This is a genomic window from Paracoccus tibetensis (assembly GCF_900102505.1).
Lineage (GTDB): Bacteria > Pseudomonadota > Alphaproteobacteria > Rhodobacterales > Rhodobacteraceae > Paracoccus > Paracoccus tibetensis.
Window position 1 is genome coordinate 496324 of the sequence record NZ_FMVT01000001.1, and the last position, 19243, is coordinate 515566.

17 protein-coding genes are annotated in these 19243 nt (G+C 70.0%); 13 read left to right on the top strand and 4 right to left on the bottom strand.

All coding sequences use genetic code 11. The features are described from left to right. Positions 1–36 precede the first annotated feature (36 nt). Positions 37–1368, top strand: a complete 1332-nt coding sequence (gene aroA, locus BLP73_RS02475; RefSeq protein ID WP_090739919.1) for a 3-phosphoshikimate 1-carboxyvinyltransferase — start codon at positions 37–39, stop codon at positions 1366–1368. Here the strand turns inward: aroA and BLP73_RS02480 are convergent. After that, a complete protein-coding gene (locus BLP73_RS02480; RefSeq protein ID WP_245686511.1) occupies positions 1365–1994 on the bottom strand; it encodes an arylesterase in 630 nt (209 codons plus the stop codon). The genes aroA and BLP73_RS02480 overlap by 4 nt on opposite strands. A 130-nt stretch (positions 1995–2124) precedes the next feature. On the opposite strand from BLP73_RS02480, the gene BLP73_RS02485 reads away from it, so the two are divergent. Together BLP73_RS02485 and BLP73_RS02490 are read left to right on the top strand one after the other, a co-directional pair. Further along, positions 2125–2820 carry an ABC transporter ATP-binding protein gene (locus BLP73_RS02485; RefSeq protein WP_090740083.1) on the top strand — a complete coding sequence of 232 codons (696 nt, stop codon included), beginning with the start codon at positions 2125–2127 and terminating at the stop codon, positions 2818–2820. Next, complete coding sequence (locus BLP73_RS02490; RefSeq protein WP_090739923.1) at positions 2817–5354, top strand: ABC transporter permease; 2538 nt, start codon at positions 2817–2819, stop codon at positions 5352–5354. Before BLP73_RS02485 ends, BLP73_RS02490 begins: the two co-directional genes overlap by 4 nt. Before the next feature lie 6 nt (positions 5355–5360). Here the strand turns inward: BLP73_RS02490 and BLP73_RS02495 are convergent, their stop codons facing one another. Further along, positions 5361–6056, bottom strand: coding sequence for a GntR family transcriptional regulator (locus BLP73_RS02495; protein ID WP_090739925.1), 696 nt, complete (start codon positions 6054–6056; stop codon positions 5361–5363). A gap of 79 nt (positions 6057–6135) precedes the next feature. On the opposite strand from BLP73_RS02495, the gene uxaC reads away from it, so the two are divergent. The 8 genes from uxaC to BLP73_RS02535 all read left to right on the top strand — a co-directional run bounded on the left by uxaC (position 6136) and on the right by BLP73_RS02535 (position 13720). Next, entirely contained in the window at positions 6136–7542 is a 1407-nt protein-coding gene (uxaC, locus tag BLP73_RS02500) for a glucuronate isomerase (RefSeq protein WP_090739927.1), read from the top strand. A gap of 21 nt (positions 7543–7563) precedes the next feature. Next, on the top strand, positions 7564–8535 hold the full coding sequence (locus tag BLP73_RS02505) for a TRAP transporter substrate-binding protein (RefSeq protein WP_090739928.1): 972 nt from the start codon (positions 7564–7566) through the stop codon (positions 8533–8535). 62 nt (positions 8536–8597) lie between these two features. Beyond that, positions 8598–9182: a TRAP transporter small permease gene (locus BLP73_RS02510; protein WP_090739930.1), complete on the top strand. Its 585-nt coding sequence runs from the start codon at positions 8598–8600 to the stop codon at positions 9180–9182. Between the two features lies 1 nt (position 9183). Then, positions 9184–10464: a TRAP transporter large permease gene (locus tag BLP73_RS02515; RefSeq protein WP_090739932.1), complete on the top strand. Its 1281-nt coding sequence runs from the start codon at positions 9184–9186 to the stop codon at positions 10462–10464. Between the two features lie 11 nt (positions 10465–10475). After that, positions 10476–10757, top strand: coding sequence for a cupin domain-containing protein (locus BLP73_RS02520; protein WP_090739933.1), 282 nt, complete (start codon positions 10476–10478; stop codon positions 10755–10757). 11 nt (positions 10758–10768) lie between these two features. After that, on the top strand, positions 10769–11593 hold the full coding sequence (kduI, locus tag BLP73_RS02525) for a 5-dehydro-4-deoxy-D-glucuronate isomerase (RefSeq protein WP_090739935.1): 825 nt from the start codon (positions 10769–10771) through the stop codon (positions 11591–11593). Next, positions 11590–12315, top strand: coding sequence for a 2-dehydro-3-deoxy-D-gluconate 5-dehydrogenase KduD (gene kduD, locus BLP73_RS02530; protein WP_090739936.1), 726 nt, complete (start codon positions 11590–11592; stop codon positions 12313–12315). Before kduI ends, kduD begins: the two co-directional genes overlap by 4 nt. Position 12316: 1 nt before the next feature. After that, entirely contained in the window at positions 12317–13720 is a 1404-nt protein-coding gene (locus BLP73_RS02535) for a mannitol dehydrogenase family protein (protein ID WP_425415682.1), read from the top strand. On the opposite strand, the gene BLP73_RS02540 is transcribed toward BLP73_RS02535, so the two are convergent. Then, on the bottom strand, positions 13717–14148 hold the full coding sequence (locus BLP73_RS02540; RefSeq protein ID WP_090739940.1) for a DUF4177 domain-containing protein: 432 nt from the start codon (positions 14146–14148) through the stop codon (positions 13717–13719). The genes BLP73_RS02535 and BLP73_RS02540 overlap by 4 nt on opposite strands. 25 nt (positions 14149–14173) lie before the next feature. Beyond that, the gene (gatB, locus tag BLP73_RS02545; protein WP_090739942.1) at positions 14174–15688 is read right to left on the bottom strand and encodes an Asp-tRNA(Asn)/Glu-tRNA(Gln) amidotransferase subunit GatB; all 1515 of its coding nucleotides are present in this window, start codon (positions 15686–15688) and stop codon (positions 14174–14176) included. Between the two features lie 319 nt (positions 15689–16007). Between gatB and BLP73_RS02550 the strand changes: the two genes are divergently transcribed. Both BLP73_RS02550 and BLP73_RS02555 read left to right on the top strand, forming a co-directional pair. Further along, entirely contained in the window at positions 16008–16622 is a 615-nt protein-coding gene (locus BLP73_RS02550) for a lytic transglycosylase domain-containing protein (protein ID WP_090739943.1), read from the top strand. A 211-nt stretch (positions 16623–16833) separates the two neighbouring features. After that, positions 16834–19101: an FdhF/YdeP family oxidoreductase gene (locus tag BLP73_RS02555; RefSeq protein WP_090739945.1), complete on the top strand. Its 2268-nt coding sequence runs from the start codon at positions 16834–16836 to the stop codon at positions 19099–19101. Positions 19102–19243 lie beyond the last annotated feature (142 nt).

Below are 19243 nucleotides of genomic sequence, written 5' to 3' on the forward strand. Positions count from 1 at the left end.
GCGCTAAAAGGCGGCAAACGCATGCCGAGGGACCCCATGTCGCATGATGCAGAACCCCGCCCGATGACCTCCCGCGCCAGCGGCCCCCTGACGGGCGAGGCGCAGGTGCCCGGCGACAAGTCGATCAGCCACCGCGCGCTGATCCTGGGCGCGCTGTCCGTGGGCGAGACGAAGATCACCGGGCTTCTGGAGGGGCAGGACGTCCTCGACACCGCCGCCGCCATGCGGGCCTTCGGGGCCGATGTGGTGCAGCACGGACCAGGCAACTGGTCGGTGCATGGGGTTGGCGTCGGCGGCTTCTCCTCGCCCGAAGGGGTCATCGACTGCGGCAACTCCGGAACCGGCGTGCGGCTGATCATGGGCGCGATGGCGACGACGCCGATCACCGCGACCTTCACCGGCGACGCCAGCCTCTCGCGCCGCCCGATGGCGCGGGTGACTGACCCGCTGTCCCAGTTCGGCGCCCGGATCACCGCGCGCGAGGGCGGGCGGCTGCCGATCACCATCGAGGGCGCGGCCGACGCCCTGCCCATCCGCTACCGCAGCCCCGTCGCCAGCGCGCAGATCAAGTCGGCGATCCTGCTGGCGGGCCTGAATGCGCCGGGCGAGACGGTGGTGATCGAGCCCGAGCAGACGCGCGATCACTCCGAGCGGATGCTGGCGGGCTTCGGGGCGCAGGTCCATGCCGAGACCGCCGCCGAGGGTCATGTGGTGACGCTGCAGGGCCAGCCAGAACTGCGCGCGCAGGCCGTGGCGGTGCCGCGCGATCCCTCTTCGGCGGCCTTTCCGGTGGCGGCGGCGCTGATCGTGCCCGGCTCGGACATCCTCGTGCCCGGCGTCAGCCGCAACCCAACGCGGGACGGGTTTTACGTCACTCTGCTGGAAATGGGCGCCGACATCAGTTTCGAGAACCCGCGCGAGGAGGGGGGCGAGCCTGTCGCCGACCTCCGCGTGCGCCATTCGCGCCTCAGGGGCGTGACGGTGCCGGAAAGCCGCGCGGCGAGCATGATCGACGAGTTCCCGATCCTCTCGGTCGTCGCGTCCTTCGCAGAGGGGAAGACCGTGATGAACGGCGTCTCCGAGCTGCGCGTGAAGGAAAGCGACCGCATCGACGCGATGGCGCGGGGCCTGGAGGCGAACGGCGTTACCGTCGAGGAGACGCCGGACAGCATGACCGTCCACGGCGCGAGCGGCGTCCGGGGCGGGGGACGCGCGGTGACGCATCTCGATCACCGCATCGCCATGTCCTTCCTGGTGCTGGGCCTCGCCGCCGACCAGCCCGTCGAGATCGACGATGCCGGGCCGATCACGACCTCCTTCCCGGATTTCGTGCCGCTGATGACCCGGCTCGGCGCGCGCTTCGACTAGCTGTCGGCGCGGGCGCGTTCCAGCAGCGCCTCGACCTCGGGGCCGATGGCCTCGACGATCTGGCGCACGCCTTCGGCATTGGGGTGGATGCGGTCGTCCTGCATGAGGTCCGCGAGCGACAGGCCCTGCGTGGCCTTCTCGCCGATCGGGCCGAGGAAATCCGGGTAGAGGATCGCGTCGTATTCGGCGGCGAGATCCACATACATCCCCTCGAAGTCGCGGGTGAAGTCCGGGCCGTAGTTCCCCGGCGCGGGCAGCCCGGCCAGCAGCACCGGCACGCCGGCCGCATCAGTCGCCTGCAGGATCGCGTCCAGATTGGCGCGGCTGGCCGCAGGGTCCACTCCGCGCAGAAGGTCGTTCCCGCCGAGCGCCACGATCATCGCGTCGGGCTGCTCGGCCAGCGTCCACTCGATCCGCGCCGCACCGCCGGCCGTCGTGTCGCCCGAGACGCCCGCGTTGATCACCCGCACGTCATGGCCCCGCGCTGTCAGCCATCCCTCCAGCACCGGCACGAAGCCGTCAGCCTGCGGCAGGCCGTAGCCCTGCGTCAGACTGTCGCCAAGCGCGGTCAGCACCAGCGGCTCGGCGGCAGCGGGGGCAGGGCCGGCGACGAGCAGCGCGGTCACGACTGCGGCAGCAGCGGCGGGCGCGCGGTTGCCTTTCCGCAACGCGCCGCCATATGGTCGCGCAGGACCGACACCGCCCCGCACAACCCCGCGCCCTGTGACCCCCCGCCACCAGCCGAGGACCTTGCCGATGCCCGATCCCGTCATCTCCCTGACCGATGCCCGCCTCACCCTGGCCGGCAATGCCGGGCCGGTCGAGATCCTGAGGGGCATCACGCTGGACGTGGCCAAGGGCGAGACGGTGGGCTTGGTCGGGCCTTCGGGGTCGGGCAAGTCGTCACTCCTCATGCTGATGGGCGGTTTGGAACGCGCCACGGGGGGGCGGGTTTCCGCGCTCGGCCGCGACCTGACGGCGCTGGACGAGGACGCGCTGGCCCGCTTCCGCCTCGGCAATATGGGGGTGGTGTTCCAGTCCTTCCACCTTATCCCGACGATGACGGCCCTTGAAAATGTCGCGACCCCGCTGGAGCTGGCGGGCAAGCGCGACGCGTTCGACCGCGCCGCCGACGAGCTGCGCCGCGTCGGCCTCGGCGCCCGCATGGACCATTATCCCGGCCAGCTGTCGGGGGGCGAGCAGCAGCGCGTGGCGCTCGCCCGCGCCGCCGCGCCGCGTCCGGCGCTGTTTCTGGCCGACGAGCCGACGGGCAACCTGGACGGTGCCAACGGTGAGGCGATCATGGAGCTGCTCTTCGATCTGCGCCAGCAGCACGGCGCCACGCTGGTCCTTGTCACCCACGCGCCCGAGCTGGCTGCCCGCTGCGACCGCGTGATCCGCCTGCGCGACGGGCAGATCGACGCCGAGGACCTGCGGAGCGCGGCGCAATGAACCTGCCCCTCGCATGGCGCCTCGCCCGGCGCGAGCTGCGCGGGGGCCTAGGCGGCTTCCGCATCCTGCTGATCTGCCTCGCGCTTGGCGTCGCAGCCATCGCCGGCGTCGGCTCGGTCCGCGCGGCCATCGAGGCGGGGCTGGCGCGCGAGGGCCGCGCGATCCTCGGCGGCGACATGCAGGTCAGCCTGACCTACCGCTTCGCCGAGCCGCCCGAGCGCGAATGGCTCGAGGAACGCAGCGCAACCCTCTCGGGAATCGTGGATTTCCGCTCGATGGTCGTCGTGGGCGAGGGCGAGGTGGCCGAACGCGCCCTGAGCCAGGTCAAGGGCGTGGACGATGCCTGGCCGCTGGTCGGCAGCGCCGAGTTCGACCCGCCGATGAGCGTCGCCGAGGCGCTCGGGCCGACCCCGTCCGGCCTGCCGGGCGGCGTCATGGACCCGCTTCTCATCAACCGTCTCGGCCTCGCGCCCGGCGACACCTTCCGCCTTGGCGCGCAGGAGTTCCAGCTGACCGCCGCCCTGACGCGCGAGCCCGATGCCGGCTCGGCCGAGTTTGGCCTCGGCCCGCGCACGCTGGTCCTGCGGCAGTCGCTGGAGAACAGCCAGCTTCTCGGCGCCGGCACGCTTTTCGACAGCCGCTACCGCCTGCTCCTGCCCGAGGGCACCAGCGCCGCCCAGGTCCGCGAGGACTGGCGCGCGGCCTTCCCGGACAGCGGCGCCCGCTGGCGCGACAGCAGTCGGGGCGCGCCGGGGATTGAGCTGTTCGTCGAGCGCATCGGCGCCTTCCTCGTGCTGGTCGGGCTGACGGGCCTCGCCGTCGGCGGCGTCGGCGTCTCGGCCGCCGTGCGTGCCTATCTGCAGCGCAAGACCGAGGTGATCGCGGTCCTCAAGACCCTCGGCGCGAGCGGCGGCACCATTCTGGCGCTCTACTTCATCCAGATCGGCCTCCTGTCGCTGCTCGGGATCGCGGCGGGTCTCGTGCTTGGCGCGGGCGTTCCGCTGGCCCTCGCCCCGCTGCTGGAGGAGGGGCTGCCGCTGCCCGCCATCTTCGCGATCTACCCCTCGGCCCTGGCCGAGGCGGCGCTCTACGGCCTGCTGACCGCCTTCATCTTCACGCTCTGGCCGCTGGCGCGCACGCAGACCATCCGGGCGGCCGCCCTGTTCCGCGGGGGCTTCGGCGAAAGCCGCGCCCTGCCGCGCCTGCCGCTGCTGGCCGTGCTGGTCCTGTCGGTCGCCGTCCTGATCGGCGCCGCCGCCTGGTTCTCGGGCGTGCCGGAACTGGCGGTCGGGACGGCCATCGGCATCCTCGGGGCCTTCGGCATCCTCGTCCTCGCCGCGCTTCTGGTGCGGCTGCTGGCGCGCATTCTCGCCCGTTCGGGCGCGCTGCGCGGCAAGCCGTCGCTGCGGCTGGCCCTGTCGGCCATCGGCGGGCCGCGGGAAGAGGCGCTGCCGGTGATCCTGTCGCTCGGCCTTGGCCTGACGGTGCTGGCGGCGGTGGGGCAGGTCGGCTCGAACCTGCAGCGCGCCATCTCCGAGGAGCTGCCGGACCGCGCGCCGGCCTATTTCTTCCTCGACATCCAACCTGATCAGCTGCCGGTCTTCCTGCAGCGGCTCGAGGATGACCCGCTGGTCACCAACGTCGAGACCGCGCCCATGCTGCGCGGCATCATCACCCAGATCAACGGCCGACCCGCCGCCGAGGTGGCGCCGGATCACTGGGTCATCCGCGGCGACCGGGGCATCACCTATGCGGCCAGCCCGCCCCCCGGCACGACCCTGACGCTTGGCGAATGGTGGCCCGAGGATTACGACGGCCCGCCGCTGGTCAGCCTGTCGGACGAGGTCGCGACCGAGATCGGCCTCGGGCTTGGCGACACGATCACCGTCAACATCCTCGGCCGCGACTTCACCGCCGAGATCGCCAGCCTGCGCGAGGTCGACTTCTCGACCGCCGGCATCGGCTTCGTGATGGCGCTGAACCCCTCGGCCCTCGCCGGCGCGCCGCATACGCATATCGCGACCGTCTACGCCCCGCCCGAGGCCGAGGCGCCGATCCTGCGCGACCTCGGCAGCCGTTTCCCGAACATCACCGCCATCCCCGTGCGCGAGGCCATCGACCGCGCGGCCGAGGCGTTGGCGGGGATCGCGGCGGCGACGTCGTGGGCGGCGGCGGCGACGCTGGCGACGGGCTTCGTCGTGCTGATCGGCGCGGCGGCGGCGGGCGAGCGGGCGCGGGTCTACGAGGCGGCGGTGCTGAAGACGCTCGGCGCCTCGCGCGGGCGCATCCTCTTCAGCTTCGCGCTGCGCTCGGCGCTGCTGGGCGCGGCGGCGGGCGCGGTGGCGCTGGCCTGGGGCGCGCTGGCAGCCTGGGCGGTCATGCACGGCGTGATGGAGGCGCCCTTCACCTTCGACCTGCGCTCGGCCCTGTCGATCATCCTCGGCGGGATCGCGGCGACGCTGCTGGCGGGCCTCGCCTTCGCCTGGCGCCCGCTGGCCGCGCGCCCGGCGCAGGTGCTGCGGGCGCAGGACTGAGGCGGCTCAGCCGAAGACCTCGGGCCGGTCGATCTTGAGCCGGGAGATGATGTCCTCGATCCGGCTCAGGTGGTCGCGGATCGCGGCCACGGCGGCCTCGGGGTCGCGGGCGCGCAGGGCCGCGAGGATCTGCCCATGCTCGATCCAGGCGGTCGAGGCGCCGTAGGAGAGCGAGAGGTAGCGCGCCCGGTCCATGTGGCCCTTGTTGTCGCGCACCAGCGTCCAGACAAATTCAAGCCCCGCGGCCGCGCAGATGTCGTGGTGGAACTGGTCGTCGAGCGCGTGGAACTGCGCGCGGTCACCGGCGGCATTCGCCGTCTCCTGCAGTTCGATCAGCCGCTCCAGCCCGTCCCAGTCCGCGGGCGTCAGCCGCAGCGCCGCCTCGCGCATCGTCGCCTCTTCCAGCGCGCGGCGGATGAAGTAGGCCTGCATCACCGCCTCGACCGAGATCGGCGTCACCGTCGTCGCCCGCTGCGGCCGGATCTGGATGAAGCCCAGCTGCGACAGGCGGTAGAAGGCGTCCCGCACCGGCTGGCGCGACACGCCCATCTGCGCGGCGACCTCGGCCTCGGAAAGCTTCGCGCCCGGCGGCAGGCTGAGGTTCACGACCCTCTCGTAGAGCACGTCGAAGACTTGGTCGGTGACCGTCGGCGCACGCTGCTCGTCCAGCGTCGGCAAGGCGTCGGGCTGGCGCAGCTGCATCTGGTGGCTCCTGTTGACCGCTCCTGTAAACTAGCATATTAGCTGACCAGAAGCTTGGCAAGCGAGTCGGGGAGGACGCATGGCGCTGCTGGATGAAGACCGCCTGTTCCCTCTGGAAGGCCGCGCCAGGGACTTGGCGCGCGCGCTTTACAACGAGGTCCGCGACCTGCCGATCCTGTCGCCGCACGGCCATACCGACCCGCGCTGGTTCGCCGAGGACCAGCCCTTCCCGGACCCCGCGCAGCTGTTCGTGACGCCCGACCACTACGTCTTCCGCATGCTCTGCTCGCAGGGCATCGCGCTGGCGGATCTGGGCGTGCCGCGCGTCGATGGCGGCCCGGTCGAGGCCGACGGGCGCAAGATCTGGCGGCTCTTCGCCGAGAACTACCACCTGCTGCGCGGCACGCCCTCGCGGCTGTGGCTGGATCACGGCTTCCAGCATGTCTTCGGCATCGACCGGCGCCTGACGGCGGAGACGGCGGACTGGTATTACGACCACATCGCGGACTGCCTTGCCCGGCCCGAGTTCCGGCCGCGCGCCCTGTTCGACCGTTTCGGGATCGAGGCCATCGCCACGACCGAGCCTGCCACCGACGATCTGCGCTGGCACCGGATGATCCGCGAGTCGGGCTGGCAGGGTCGGGTTCTGACCGCCTACCGCCCCGACGGCGTCATCGACCCCGAGATGGCGGGCTTTGCCGAGAACGTCGCGCTGATGGGCGAGCAGACCGGCTTCGACACGACGACCTGGGCGGGCTATCTGGACGCCCACCGCGCCCGCCGCGCCTTTTTCATCGAACACGGCGCGACCTCCAGCGATCACGGCCACGCCTCGGCGCGGACCGAGGACCTGCCGCAGGAGGACGCCGCCGCGCTTTTCGAGAAGGCCCTGCGCGGCCAGTTCACGACTGACGAGGCCGACGCCTTTCGCGGGCACATGCTGACCGAGATGGCGCGGATGAGCCTCGAGGACGGGCTGGTCATGCAGATCCATCCCGGCTCGCGCCGCAACCATTCGGATCAGGTCCTGGCGACCTTCGGCCGCGACAAGGGCTTCGACATCCCCGGCCGCACCGATTACGTCGCCGCCCTGCGCCCGCTTCTGAACGCGGTCGGCATGGACCCGCGCCTGACCGTGATCCTCTTCACGCTGGACGAGACAGCCTACGCGCGCGAGCTAGCGCCCTTGGCCGGCGTCTGGCCCTGCCTGCGCCTCGGCCCCGCCTGGTGGTTCCACGACAGTGCCGAGGGGATGCGCCGCTTCCGCGAGATGACGACGGAAACGGCGGGCTTCTACAACACCGTGGGCTTCAACGACGACACCCGCGCCTTCTGCTCGATCCCGGCGCGGCACGACGTCGCCCGGCGGGTGGATTGTTCCTATCTGGCGACCCTGGTCGCCACGGGACGCCTCGCAGAAGACGAGGCGCCCGAGGTCGCACGCGACCTGACCTATGGCCTGGCGAAACGGGCCTACAAGCTCTGAGCTTCACACTGGGAGGATAAGATGAAGTTCCTGACCACGACTGCCCTGGCCCTTGTGGCTTCTGCCAGCTTTGCCGCCGCCTGCGAGGTGACGCTGCGCTCGTCCGACACCCACCCGGATGGCTATCCGACCGTCGAGGGCGTGAAAGCCATGGCCGAAGAGGTGCGCGAGCGCACCGAGGGCCGCGTTTGCATCGAGGTCTTCCCCTCGGCCCAGCTGGGCGAGGAGCGCGACACGATCGAGCAGACGCAGTTCGGCGTGATCGACATGGTCCGCGCATCCTTCGGCACGTTCAACGACATCGTGCCGGTGACGCAGACCTTCTCGCTGCCCTACCTCTTCCGCGACGTGAACCACATGCATGCGGTCATGGACGGCCCCATCGGCGAAGAGATCGGCGCGGCCTTCGAGGAGCGCGATCTGGTCGTCCTGGCCTTCTACGACGGCGGCGCGCGCAGCTTCTACAACTCGCAGCGCCCGATCAACGGCATCGAGGATCTGGCGGGCATGAAGATCCGCGTCATCCAGAACGACGTCTTCGTGGACATGATGGACGCCCTCGGCGCTACCGCGACCCCGATGCCCTATGGCGAGGTCTACTCGGCCATCCAGACCGGCGTCATCGACGGGGCGGAAAACAACTTCCCCAGCTATGACAGCTCGGGCCATGCCGAGGTCGCCAAGTACTACACGCTGGACGAGCACCTGATGGTGCCCGAGCTGGTGGCGATGTCGAAGACCACCTGGGACGGCCTGTCCCCGGAAGATCAGGAGATCATCCGCGAGGCGGCGCGCAACTCCTCGACCACGCAGCGCCAGCTCTGGGCGGATGCCGAGGCGGCGTCGCGCGCGAATGTCGAGGCCGCGGGCGCCGAGATCGTCGAGGGCATCGATAAGCAGCCCTTCATCGACGCGATGGCCCCGGTCTACGAGAAATACGCGACCTCGCCCGAGTCCCAGGACCTGGTCGAGCGCATCCGCGCGACCGAGTGACGCCTTCGGGCCGTCCCGCCCCCTAGCAGGCGGTGGGGCGGCCCTTTTCCTTGGGGGGCGCGATGCGCAACGCCTTGATCTCGATGGCCCGCGCGACGGGTGCCTTGGCGCAGCTTGGCCTGTGGCTGGCCGGCATCGGCCTCGTGCTGATGTGCGCCTTCGTCTTTGCGCAGGTCGTCTCTCGCTACCTGCTGGGCTTCAGCCTGTTCTGGGCCGAACCCGCCGCCGTCATGCTGATGGGCTGGTTCATCTTCATCGGCGCGGCCGTGGGCGTGAAGGAGGGCTATCACCTGTCCTTCGACGTCGGCCTGATGGTGGTGCCGGAAAGCTGGCGGCCGTGGTTTCACACGCTGTCGGACCTGGTGGTCACCGCCTTCGGCGTCGGCATGGTCTGGTTCGGCTGGCAGCTCGCGGTGCGTGCCTCCAGCGGTCTCGTGCCGGGCCTCGGCATCTCGCGCCTGTGGGATTTCGCGCCGCTGATCGGGGGCGGCGTGCTGCTGGTCCTCTTCTCGATCGAGCGCATCCTGCGCCGGGCCGCGGGCCTGCGGACGCGGCGCTTCGGGGACATGGACGATGCGGGCGACGGCGCCCGCGACGCGCAGGGCGAGCCCGGCCGGGCCGAGGCCATGCTGGAGAGGAAGAAGTAGGATGGAATACTGGATTCTCTTCGGCAGCTTCGCCGGCCTCCTGCTGATCGGCACGCCCGTCGCCTTCTGCCTGGGCGCGGCCAGCTTCGCGACGGTGCTTTATCTGGGCCTGCCGCCGGTGGTGGTCTTCCAGCGCCTGAACTCCGGCATCTCGGTCTTCGCGCTGATGGCGATCCCCTTCTTCATCTATGCGGGCGACCTGATGGTGCGCGGCGACATCGCGCGCCGGCTCGTGGCCTTGGCGGGCGCGCTAGTCGGGCACATGCGCGGGGGCCTCGGGCAGGTGAACATCACCGCCAGCCTGATGTTCGGCGGCGTCTCGGGCTCGGCCGCGGCGGATGCCAGCGCAGTGGGCGGCCTGATGGTCCCGCAGATGAAGGCCAAGGGCTATGACGTCGACTACGCGGTCAACATCACCGTGGTCAGCTCGATCATCGCGCTGATGATCCCGCCCAGCCACAACATGATCATCTACTCCATCGCCGCGGGCGGGCGCCTCTCCATCGCGGACCTCTTCACAGCCGGCATCATTCCGGGCCTCGTTCTGGCGGGGATGCTGATGATCGCCGCCTGGTGGGTTGCCCGCAAGAAGGGCTACCCGACCGAGCCTTTCCCCGGCCTGCGGATGCTGGGCATCCTTTTCGTCTCGGCACTGCCGGGCCTCATCCTCATCGCGATCATCTTCGGCGGCGTGCGCTCGGGCGTCTTCACCGCCTCGGAAAGCAGCAACATCGCGGTGGTCTATGCGCTGGCGATCACCGCGCTCGTCTACCGCAGCCTGCCCTGGTCCGAGTTCGTCGAGGCCACCAAGGGCGCGGTCCGCACCACCGCGATGGTGCTGCTGGTGATCGGTACGGCGGCCTGTTTCGGCTGGCTGCTGGCCTATCTGCGCGTGCCGACCCAGCTGGTCGAGATGCTGCAGAACGTGTCCTCGAACCCCATCGTGATCCTGCTTCTGATGAACATCATCCTGCTGATCCTCGGGACGTTCATGGACATGTCGCCGCTGATCGTCATCACCACGCCGATCTTCCTGCCCGTCGCGATGGCCTTCGGCGTGGACCCGGTCCATTTCGGCGTCATCCTGATCCTGAACCTCGGCATCGGCCTCTGCACCCCGCCGGTCGGCGCGGTCCTCTTCGTCGGCTGCGCGGTCGGGCGGATCAGCATCTGGCAGGCGATGCGGACCATCTGGCCCTTCTACGGCGCCGCCTTCGCGACCCTGATGCTGGTCACCTACATCCCCGCGCTGTCCCTGTGGCTGCCGTCGCTCTTCCGCTGAGGTTTTTCCCAATGCCCGATCCCGTCCGCACCGTCCTGGCCCATGCGCCGGACCTCATGGTCGTCCGCTTCGCCTTCAACCAAGGCGACGCGGGCGCGCTGCACAGCCACCCGCATGTGCAATCGACCTATGTCGAAAGCGGCCGCTACCGCTTCACCATCGACGACCGCGATTTCGAGATCGCGCGGGGCGATGCCTTCGTTATCCCGTCGAATGCGGTCCACGGCTGCCTCTGCCTCGAATCGGGCGTGCTGATTGACAGCTTTACCCCCCGCCGCGACGACTTCCTCTGAAAGGACCACCCATGACCCATGTCGAGACCCGCCACGCGGTTCACCCTGACCACGCCAAGGCCATGGACACCGCCCAGCTGCGCCGGCATTTCCTGGTCGAGGGCCTCTTCGCCGTGGGCGAGATCCGCCTGACCTACAGCCATTACGACCGCTTCGTCGTGGGCGGCGCGGTGCCCAATGGCGCCAGCCTGACCCTTGACCAGATCGCGGAGACGAAGACGCCGTCCTTCCTCGACCGCCGCGAGATGGGAATTGTGAACATTGGTGGCCCGGGCCGTGTCGAGGCCGCCGGCGAGACCTGGGACATGGCCGAGGGGGACGTTCTTTATCTCGGCATGGGCGCGGGCGCGGTGAGTTTCTCGGGGCAGGGTCGGTTCTACATCACCTCGGCCCCCGCGCACCGGGCGCTGCCGCATCGGCTGGTGACCGTGGCCGAGGCCAAGCACGTTCACATGGGCGCGGTGGAGACGAGCAACAAGCGCACCATCAAGCAGTTCATCCACCCGCTGGTGATGGAGAGCTGCCAGCTGGTGCTCGGCTACACGACGCTGGAGGACGGCTCGGTCTGGAACACCATTCCGTCTCACCTCCACGACCGCCGGATGGAGGCCTATCTCTACCACGGCATGGCCCCCGAGGCGCGCGTGCTGCACCTGATGGGCGAGCCGCAGGAGACGCGCCACCTGTTCGTCGCGAACGAGCAGGCAGTGTTGTCGCCCTCCTGGTCGATCCATTCGGGCGCGGGAATCGGCGGCTACACCTTCATCTGGGCGATGGCCGGCGACAACGTGGACTATACCGACATGGACTTCATCCAGCCGGAGGACCTGCGGTGAGCCCCTTCTCGCTGGAGGGTCGCACCGCGCTGGTCACGGGCGCCAATACCGGCATCGGGCAAGCCATCGCGGTGGCCTTGGCGCAGGCGGGGGCCGAGGTCATCGCATCGGGCCGGCGCGACTGCGACGAGACGGTGGCGCTGATGGGCTCTGGCCGCTCGCTGCGTCTGGACTTCGCCGACCCGATGGCCGCGCGCGACGTCTTCGCGAGCGAGCGCATCGACATTCTGGTGAACAACGCCGGCATCATCCGCCGCGACGATGCGGTGAACTTTTCCGAGGCCGATTGGGATGCCGTGATGGACACGAACCTCAAGGCGCTGTTCTTCACCTGCCAGGCCTTCGCCAAGGCGGCCCTGCCGCGGGGCATGGGCAAGATCGTCAACATCGCCTCGCTGCTGTCCTTCCAGGGAGGCATCCGGGTGCCGTCCTACACGGCATCCAAGCACGGCGTCGCGGGGCTGACGAAGCTGATGGCGAACGAATGGGCCGCGCGCGGCCTCAACGTCAACGCCATCGCGCCCGGCTATATCGAGACCAACAACACCGAGGCCCTGCGCGCCGACCCGGACCGCAGCCGCGCGATCCTCGAGCGCATCCCCGCCGGCCGTTGGGGCCGCCCCGAGGACATCGCCCAGACCGCCGTCTTCCTGGCCGCCCCGGCCTCGGACTACGTCAACGGCGCGATCCTCAATGTCGATGGAGGCTGGCTTGCCCGCTAGACTGACCCGCACCCCGTCCGAAGCGCCTGCCGGCATCGTCCATCTGGGCCTCGGCGCCTTCTTCCGCGCGCATGGCGCGATCTTCGTGGCCGAGGCGATGGAGGCCTCCGGCGGGGACTGGGGCATCATCGGGGTCTCGCTGCAATCGACAGGCACGCGCGACAAGCTGGCCCCGCAGGGATGGGCCTATACCGCGCTGGAGCTGGGGCCGCAGGGCGAGACGCCGCAGGTGGTGAGCGTGCTGCGCGACGTGCTGGTCGCGCCCGAGAACCCGCAGGCCGTCCTTGACGCGATGGCCGCGCCCGAGGTGCGGATCGTCAGCCTGACGGTGACGGAGAAGGGCTACTGCCATGAACCCTCGACCGGCCGCCTGAACGAGCACCACCCCGACATCCGGCATGATCTGGACAACCCGCTGCCGAAGTCGGCGCCGGGCTTCCTTGTGCGCGCGCTCCAGGCGCGGCGCGAGGCGCGCCTGCCGCCCTTCACTGTCCTCTGCTGCGACAACCTGCCGGAAAACGGCCGCGTCGTGCGGGGCGTCGTGCTGGACCTGGCGCGGCTGATCGACCCGGCGCTGGCCGACTGGATCGCGGCGAACGGCGCCTTCCCCTCGACCATGGTCGACCGCATCGTGCCGGCCACCACGCCGGCCGATCTGGACCGGCTGGAGGCGCTGACGGGCGCGCGCGACGAGGCGCCGGTGATGCACGAGCCCTTCCGGCAATGGGTCATCGAGGACGACTTCTGCGCCGGCCGCCCGGATCTGGGCGCGGTGGGGGTGCAGCTGGTCGCGGACGTGACGCCCTTCGAGCACATGAAGCTGCGGATGCTGAATGGCACCCATTCCAGCCTCGCCTATCTGGGCTATCTGGCCGGGCACGAAACCATCGCCGACACGGCCCGCGACCCGGTCTTTGCCGCTTTCGTCCGCCGGCTCTGGCAGGACGAGATCATTCCCGCGCTGGCGCCCCCGCCGGGCGAGGACCTTGGCGCCTATGCCGAGGCGCTGGCCGCGCGCTACGAGAACCCGGCGATCCGGCACCGGACCTGGCAGATCGCGATGGACGGCAGCCAGAAGCTGCCGCAGCGCATCCTCGGCACCATCGCCGAGGGGCGGGCGGCGGGGCGGGAGGTCGCCGGCCTGACGCTCGCGGTAGCGGCGTGGATGCGCTACGCCTCGGGCACGGACGAGAAGGGCGCGCCGATCGAGGTGAAGGACCCGCTGGCCCCGCGCCTTGCCGCTTTGTGGCGGGACGACCCGGCCGAGACGGTGGCGGGCTTTCTGGCGTTGAGCGAGGTCTTCCCGCCCGCGCTGCGCGAGGATCAAGGCTTTGCCGCCGAGCTGACGGCGGCGCTGGACGGGCTGGTGCGGCGCGGCGCGCGCGAGATGGCGGCCGCGATCTAGCGCTCGGGCGGCGTCCGCGGGGCAGGGGGCACGGCATCCTGTTCCGCATCGGTTGCCGGCTCGACCCGGGGCGCGGACGCGGCGGGCAGGGGCGACGCCGCCTCGGGCAGGGGCGGGGTGGCCTGCGGCCGCTGCGCCGGCGAGGCGGTCACCGGGTATTCCGGCATCGGCCGGGCGGCCTCGGGCGCCTCTCGGACGGCCAGCGGGCGGCGGAAGACCAGCAGGTTGTGATAGATGGTCGTGCGGCCGGTCAGACCGCTGCGCTCTTCGCTCGGCAGCACGTCGGCGCGGACATACTCCCAGCCTTCGCGCGCCATCCGGTTCAGCTCAGCCGCCACGGCCAGGGCGTAGCGGTCCGTCGGCGTCTTCGCGCCCGGCGCCTTCTCGGCGCGCAGCGGCGCCGGAAGGACGGTGTACTCGTAGCTCATCGCATGTCCCCCGGGCGGCGGCGCATCAGAGGCCGAGCTTCTTCGCGACCAGCTCGTTGACGGCGGCCGGGTTGGCCTTGCCGCCCGTCGCCTTCAGCACCTGGCCGACGAACCAGCCGGCCAGCTTGGGATTGGCCTTGGCCTTCTCGACCTGCGCGGGATTGCCGGCGATGATCTCGTTTACCGCCGCCTCGATGGCGCCGAGATCGGTGACCTGCTTCATCCCGCGCGCCTCGACGATGGCCGCCGGATCGCCGCCCTCGGTCCAGAGGATCTCGAAGAGGTCCTTGGCGATCTTGCCCGAGATGTCGCCCTTGGCGATCAGGTCGATCACGCCCCCCAGCTGCGCCGCCGAGACCGGGGATGCCGCCACCGACAACCCCTCCTTGTTGAGCCGGCCGAACAGCTCGTTGATGACCCAGTTCGCGGCCATCTTGCCGTCGCGCCCCGCGGCCACGGCCTCGAAATAGTCGGCATTCTCGACCTCGGCGGTCAGCACGCCCGCGTCATATTCCGACAGGCCCAGCTCCTTGACGAAGCGCGCCTTCTTCTCGTCCGGCAGCTCGGGCATGAGGGTCGCGATGTCGTCCACCCAGGCCTGCTCGATCTCGAGCGGCAGCAGGTCGGGATCGGGGAAGTAGCGGTAGTCATGCGCCTCTTCCTTCGAGCGCATCGACCGCGTCTCGCCCTTGTCGGGATCGTAGAGCCGCGTCTCCTGCACGATGGTTCCGCCATCCTCGATGATGGCGATCTGCCGACGCGCCTCGTATTCGATGGCGGCCTGGATGAAGCGCAGCGAGTTCATGTTCTTGATCTCGCAGCGCGTGCCCAGATGCGAGAAGTCGCCCGTCGCCTGATACCGCTCGTAGGCGCCGGGCTTGCACACGGAGACGTTGACGTCCGCGCGCAGGTTGCCGTTCTGCATGTTCCCGTCGCAGGTGCCGAGGTAGCGCATGATCTGGCGCAGCTTCGCGACATAGGCAGCCGCCTCCTCGGGGCCGCGGATGTCGGGGCGGCTGACGATCTCCATCAGCGCGACGCCCGTGCGGTTGAGGTCCACGAAGGACATCGTCGGGTCCATGTCGTGGATCGACTTGCCTGCGTCCTGCTCCAGGTGGATGCGCTCGATCCGGACGCGGCGGGCGACGCCCGGGCCCATGTCGACGATCACCTCGCCCTCGCCGACGATGGGATAATAGAGCTGGCTGATCTGGTAGCCCTGCGGAAGGTCGGGGTAGAAATAGTTCTTCCGGTCGAAGGCCGAGCGCAGGTTGATCGCGGCCTTCAGCCCCAGCCCCGTGCGCACCGCCTGCGCCACGCAGAACTCGTTGATCACCGGCAGCATCCCCGGCATCCCGGCATCGACGAAGGCCACGTTGCTGTTCGGCTCGGACCCGAACTCGGTCGAGGCGCCGGAGAACAGCTTGGCGCGGGAGGAGACCTGCGCATGCACCTCGAGCCCGATCACCAGCTCCCAATCGCTTTTCGCGCCCTGGATCACCTTGGGCTGGGGTTCGGCATAAGAGAGGTGGTCAAGCATCGGCGGGCCCTTTGTCTGCGCTGCGGCGGCTGGTCCGCCTTCTAGGCCAAGGCTGCGGCCTTGTCACGGGTCGCGGCGCGCCCGTGGCGCCGCCTGCGGGAAGGGCGGCGAATCATGCCGGCGGCGTTCACGCCTCGTTAAGGAAGCTGACTTGTGCGTGAGAAGAAGCTGAAGATGACCCGCCCGGCCGGCCATCGGCGGATTCCCGATCATGCGAAATGGCGCAAGGGCGTGATCCCGCGCACGTTTTGGAGGCCGGCTTGCCAGATCATCTACCTAGGGTAATGCAGACGCGACGAAACGGTTCCCAAGGCCACACATGCGCGTTCTCCCGTCCCTTGCCGCAATCGCCGCCCTCGCCCTGATGGCCGCCTGCTCGACCCCTGCCATGCAGGACGATGTCGCCGCCGCCGAGCAGATGTCGCTGGCCGAGCAGCCGCCGATGCGGTGGGACGAGCGGCGCGGCTCGGACGAGTGGACGCGCGCGACGCTGGCGGCGCTGGACCGCGAGGGCGTGACGATGCTGTCGAACGTGCCCGCCGATATCTCGGAATTCTGCCCCAACTACCGCCAGCTGGCCGAGCCGGGCCGCAAGGCCTTCTGGGCCGGCCTGTTGTCGGCGGTGGCCAAGCACGAGAGCACCTACAACCCGCAGGCCGCCGGCGGCGGTGGGCGCTGGCTGGGGCTGATGCAGATCGCGCCGGCGACCTGGCGGCATTACGGCTGTTCGGGCAACATCAAGGACGGCGCGGACAACGCGGCCTGCGCGGTCAAGATCATGTCGCGCCAAGTCGGCCGCGACAATGCCGTGGCCCGCGACGGCAGCGGCTGGCGCGGCGTCGCCCGGGACTGGGCGCCGATGCGCAACGCCTCCAAGCGCGCCGACATCGCGGCCTGGACCTCGAGCCAGAGCTACTGCGCGCCGCGGGCCTGAGCCGCCGCGCCGACGGGCGGGGCCGGTGACCTCGGCCCGTGCCGGACCTCACCTAGGACATGACCGTGACGACGAAGGGGCGTGCCGCGGGGCTCGCCCTTCTGCATTGGCGCGGCGGGGAACAATGGGGGGGCCGCGCCGTTGAGCCGGGGAGATGGCAGGGGCGCGCCGCCCCGGCCGCCGCTTGCCCCAGCCAGCCGCGAGGTGCCCCATGAGCAACGACCATCCCATCGAGACCGCCGAATACGAGGGGCCCGTGGGTGGCTGGGGCTCGATGCGCGGCATGGCCGCGATCGCGCGGATCGCCAAGGCGCGGCCCTCGGCGATGGAGACGCTGAAGAACCAGAACAAGCCCGCCGGCTACATGTGCAGCTCCTGTGCCTGGGCCAAGCCGCCGAACCCGCACCCGGCCGAGTTCTGCGAGAACGGCGCGAAGGCGACGCTGTGGGACCTGACCACCGCGCGCTGCACGCCCGAGGTCTTCGCGAAGCACAGCGTGGCCGAGCTGGCGACATGGTCCGACCACGACCTCGAGATGCTGGGCCGGCTGACCGAGCCGATGCGCTATGACGCCGCCACCGACCGCTATGTCGCGGTCAGCTGGGCCGAGGCCTTCGCTGACATCGGCGCCAGGCTGAAGGCCTCGACACCGAAGAAGACCTGCTTCTACGTCTCGGGCAAGGCGGCGCTGGAGCCGTCCTTCCTCTTCGGCCTCTATGCCCGCGCCTACGGGCATCACAACCTGCCCGACAGCTCGAACATGTGCCACGAGACGACCTCGGTCGGGCTCAAGCAGAAGGTGGGATCGCCCGTCGGCACCTGCACCTTCGACGATTTCGAGCATGTGGACGCGATCTTCTATGCCGGCCAGAACCCCGGCACCAACAGCCCCCGCATCCTGCACCCGCTGCAGAAGGCGGTCGAGCGGGGCTGCCGCATCATCGCCTTCAACCCCCTGCGCGAGAAGGGCCTGCTGGAATTCGCCAGCCCCCAGAACCCGTGGCAGATGACCCTCGGCGCGCCGACCGAGATCGCGGACTGCTACTATCAGGTGAAGCCGGGCGGCGACATCGCGGCCCTCACCGGGGTCGCCAAGCACGTCCTGGCGCTGGAGGAGGCCGAGGGCGGCATCCTCGACCGTGCATTCCTCGCCGAGCACACGCACGGGATGGAGGAATGGATGGACTGGGTCCGCGCCACCTCGTGGGACGATCTGGAACGGGTCAGCGGCATCACCCGGCGGCAGATGGAGGCCGCGGGCGAGGTCTATGCCCGCGCGGGCGCGGTGATGGGCATCTACGGCATGGGCCTGACGCAACATGTCCACGGCTCGGACGCGATTGGCGCGCTGGTGAACCTGCTGCTGCTGCGCGGCAATATCGGCCGCAAGGGCGCGGGCTGCACGCCGATCCGGGGCCATTCCAACGTGCAGGGCCAGCGTACCGTCGGAATCACCGAGAAGCCCGAGCTGGTGCCGGTGGACAAGCTGCGTGAGCTCTTCGGCGTCGAGACCCCCGAGGACGAGGGCTGGACCACCGTCACCTTCCTCGAGGCGCTGCTGAAGGGCGAGGTCGAGGCCTATATCGGCTTTGGCGGAAACCTGGTGCGCGCGGTGCCCGACCAGGACCGCGTGACCGAGGTCTGGGGCAAGATGCCGCTGACCGTCCATGTCGCGACCAAGCTGAACCGCACGCACCTGTTGCCCGGCAAGGTCTCGTACATCCTGCCCTGCCTCGTGCGGGCCGAGGAGGACATCCAGGACAGCGGGCCGCAGCAGGTCTCGATCGAGGACAGCTTCAGCCATATCTACGGCTCGATCGGCAAGCGCAGCCCGGCGAGCGAGGACCTTCTGTCCGAAACCGCCATCGTGGTGGGGCTGGCTAAGGCCACCCTGGCGCCGGACCCGCGCCTGCCCTGGGACGCGTGGCTTGCCGATTACAGCCGCATCCGCGCGGACATCGAGAAGACCTGGCCCGACATGTTCGCCGACTACGAGGCGCGGATGAACCAGCCGGGCGGTTTCTACCGCGGCAACCCGGCCAACCAGCGCATCTGGAAGACCGAGAGCGGCAAGGCCGAGTTCACCGTGCCGGAATGCCTGGACGCGACGGGGCTCGAGGACGCGCCGGGCCTTTACAGGTTGGTGACGCTGCGCTCGAACGACCAGTTCAACACCACCGTCTACGGCATGTCGGACCGGCTGCGCGGGATCGAGGGCGAGCGGACGATCGTCATGATGTCGCCCGAGGACATCGCGGCCGAGGGGCTGCAGGCAGGCCAGCGCATCGCGCTGAAGACGGATGCCGATGACGGGATCGACCGGCAGGTGGGCGGGCTGAAGATCGTGGCCTACGATCTGCCCCGCGGCTGCGTCGTCGGCTATTTCCCCGAACTGAACCCGCTCTCGCCGCTCTCGCGCTACGACCTCGCCTCGCACACGCCGGCGGCCAAGGGGATTCCGGTTCGGCTGGTGCCTTAGCGTCCCCACGCCGGCCGGGGGGCGCTGCCCCCCGGACCCCCCGGGATATTTGGGGACCAAAGCAGGAGGAAGGCTGGACTTCCGCGGCGCGGGGGCGTAGGGACCCCTCTTTGGCTCCGCAGCTTCGGGGCGGCCGGGAGGG